The sequence below is a fragment of the Nostoc sp. CHAB 5715 genome (genome assembly GCF_020829685.1).
Taxonomy (GTDB): domain Bacteria; phylum Cyanobacteriota; class Cyanobacteriia; order Cyanobacteriales; family Nostocaceae; genus Nostoc.
In genome coordinates this window covers 1-3,209 of sequence record NZ_JAIVFR010000875.1, presented here as the reverse complement: position 1 = coordinate 3,209, position 3,209 = coordinate 1, and the positions used below count along the sequence as shown (strand labels likewise).

At 45.0% G+C, this 3,209-nt stretch carries 2 protein-coding genes; both read right to left on the bottom strand.

From position 1 onward, the window contains the following. Nucleotides 1-93 precede the first annotated feature (93 nt). Nucleotides 94-1,188: a homoserine O-acetyltransferase gene (gene metX, locus LC574_RS32940; protein WP_229457792.1), complete on the bottom strand. Its 1,095-nt coding sequence runs from the start codon at nt 1,186-1,188 to the stop codon at nt 94-96. A gap of 131 nt (nt 1,189-1,319) precedes the next feature. Further along, nucleotides 1,320-2,624 (bottom strand): O-acetylhomoserine aminocarboxypropyltransferase/cysteine synthase family protein, encoded by a 1,305-nt coding sequence (locus LC574_RS32935; protein ID WP_229457791.1) that lies wholly within the window; start codon nt 2,622-2,624, stop codon nt 1,320-1,322. Between the last annotated feature and the right edge of the window lie 585 nt (nt 2,625-3,209).

Genomic DNA, 3,209 nt, shown 5'->3' with positions numbered 1-3,209 from the left:
TCCCACATTCCTCTGATGTTCGGATATAGCAATCCTATCTGAGTTACCAAAACTGCAAGAGACTAAAAAAAAGGCACAGAATAGGGAAAATGACTATTCAAGCCGGAAGCGATCGGCTGGTAAATCTAAACTTTGCCGAAAAGAGATTAGTATTTCATTCAATGCATCCATGTCAATTAAAAATGCATCATGCCCGTGGGTTGACTTGAGCCAAGCCAGTTGAGCATTAGGGATTAAATTTGCCAATTCTTGTTGTTCAACTGGAGGATAGAGGATATCAGAATCAATGGCGACAACTAAAGTCGGTTGCTGGATGCTTCGCAGAACAGATTCATAATCTGATAAATTAGGAACTGTGCGATCGCGTGCAACATCATGGCGATCCATTACATGGGTGAGGGTAATGTAAGTGTTGGCATCAAATCGTTCTGTCAGCTTTTGACCTTGATGCTGTAAATAACTGGCTATAGCAAACTGCTCAGATGCATCATACTGCCGCCCAAAGCGAATTGTAAAACTATCCCAAGAACGGTAAGTAGACATCGCCATCATCCGCGCAACTGCGAGTCCTTGGTTTGGAGGCGCATCCAGGGTGTAGTTCCCTCCTCGCCAGTTTGGATCAGCATAAATTGCCTGTCTTTGGGCTTCACTTAATCCAATACACCAAGCTGAATGCCTTCCAGAAACAGCAATGGGTGCAATTCCTTCCACCTTTTCTGGATATAATAACGCCCACTCCAGTGCTTGCATTCCACCAAGTGAACCGCCAATTACTAACCGCAGAGATTGAACACCCAGGTATTCTAGTAGTACAGCTTGCAGGTGAACCATATCTCGGATTGTAATCTCAGGGAAGGATACGCCATAAGGCTTTCCCGTTATTGGATTGATAGTAGTTGGCCCAGTTGTGCCGTAACAACTTCCCAAGATATTGCTGCACACAATAAAATCGTGTTCTGGATTAAAAGCTTTCCCTGAACCAAACAAAGGTTCCCACCAATCATCGGCATCAGCCGAACCAGTTAACGCATGACAAATCAGTACTCCATTATCGCCTTGGGCATTTAACTGTCCCCAGGTGCGATAAGCAACCTGAACCCCAGTTAATGTTTCGCCGCCTTCAAGTTGAAATGGCACTGTCAGCTGGTAAAACTGGGTTTGCGGTGAGATGAAGTCTGAGTAGATCATAGGGAGTGGGGAGTGGGGAGTGGGGAGTGGGGAGATGAGGGAGATGAGGGAGCAGGGGGAGCAGGGGGAGAAGAATTAATAACCAATGCCCCATCCCCATTCCCCATTCCCCATTCCCCATTCCCCATTTATTAACTCCTAACTTGCCGAAATGCCTGCTCAAAATCTTCTTTGATATCCTCAATATGTTCAATTCCCACTGATACTCGCACCAAATCGGGTGTCACACCTGCTGAAAGCTGTTCGTCATCATTTAGCTGTTGATGGGTTGTGGAAGCGGGATGAATAACGAGGGTTTTAGCGTCACCAACATTTGCTAAATGACTCGCCAATTTTACATGATTAATAAAAGCTTTACCCGCCTCCAATCCACCTTTGATACCAAAGTTTAAAACTCCCCCAAACCCATGCCGAAGATATTTCTTCCCTCGTTCATGATATGGGTGATTAGGAAGTCCCGGATAATTAACCCATAATACTTGCTCTTGCTGCTCTAACCAATGAGCTAATTCTAGGGCATTGCTCACATGCCGATCTACACGTAAGGAAAGAGTCTCTAATCCTTGCAGTAAAAGAAAGGCGTTAAATGGACTCAAGGACGGGCCAAAATCCCGTAACCCCTCGACTCTGGCGCGGATAATAAAGGCAATGTTACCAAAGGAACCACTAGGGCCAAAGACTTCTTGAAAATTCAGCCCATGATAACCAGGTGCTGGCTCGGTAAACAAGGGAAACTTGCCGTTACCCCAGTCAAATTTACCCGAATCGATAATTACACCACCAATGGAAGTGCCATGCCCACCGATCCATTTAGTTGCAGATTCTACTACTATGTCTGCACCATGTTCAATGGGTCGAGCTAAATACCCACCAGCACCGAAGGTATTATCCACAATTAAAGGTATGCCGTTTTCGTGGGCAATGTGAGCTAATGCTGCAAAGTCGGGAATGTTGAATTGCGGATTACCAATGGTTTCAACGTATAACGCTTTGGTGCGATCGTCGATCGCCTGACGGAAACTTTCTGGCTCATCTCCCAGGACAAACTTGACGTTAATACCTAAACGTGGTAAAGATACTTTAAACTGGTTATATGTTCCCCCATACAAAAAACTGGTGGAAACAATATTATCCCCAGCCTGAGCGATCGTACTGATTGCCAAGAACTGCGCCGCCTGCCCACTAGCTGTTGCTAATGCTGCTACACCCCCTTCTAAAGCAGCAATTCGCTTTTCAAATACATCCGTCGTCGGGTTCATGATCCGGGTGTAAATGTTGCCAAATTCCTGGAGAGCAAACAACCGCGCTCCGTGATCCGCGTCCTCAAAAACGTAGGAAGTCGTTTGGTAAATTGGTACAGCACGAGCATTAGTTCCGGGAGCCGATTCTTGTCCAGCATGAACTTGCAAGGTTTCAAAACGATATTGTTCAGACATAAGCAGTTATTTGAGTTTCCAATTATATAAGCAAGTAATATACTATTTAAGCGTTCTGTTAGACTAATCAACGGTAATTCGTCAGGCTTACCGTATTTTACAGCTATTTTTAGCTTAATCAGCAAGAAGCCTCTCACCTACCCGTTAGGGAGGTGATGAGACGGCAGTTGCTCTATTTGGGGAAACCCAGGACCGCACTGCCTCATGAATTGCGCGTGAGTTGACGACAGTCCTCTGACCAATGCGAAAGCGAGGAAGGAGGGCATGGAGGAAACGAACAAATCTAAGTTAAAATTAATAACTAGGGGCGGCAGGGCATTCCGTCTCTTTAATAAAGCTCATCGCCTCCTAAGCAATAGCCGGATTGGGTGAGAAGCCTACACTGTACTGCTTGCAGTCAGTGTAGGAGTATGTCACTTAATTAAACATACTGTAATGGCGCACAGCTAGCTATGCGCCCCTACAAAGTATCGTTGTTCAAATAGATGAAAAACGCTGTAATCTAAAGATTTTTGACAGAAATAATTTTATCCCTGCAAAAACTGATCAACTCAGTTAGGGAACCAACATTGAACGAGGATTAAT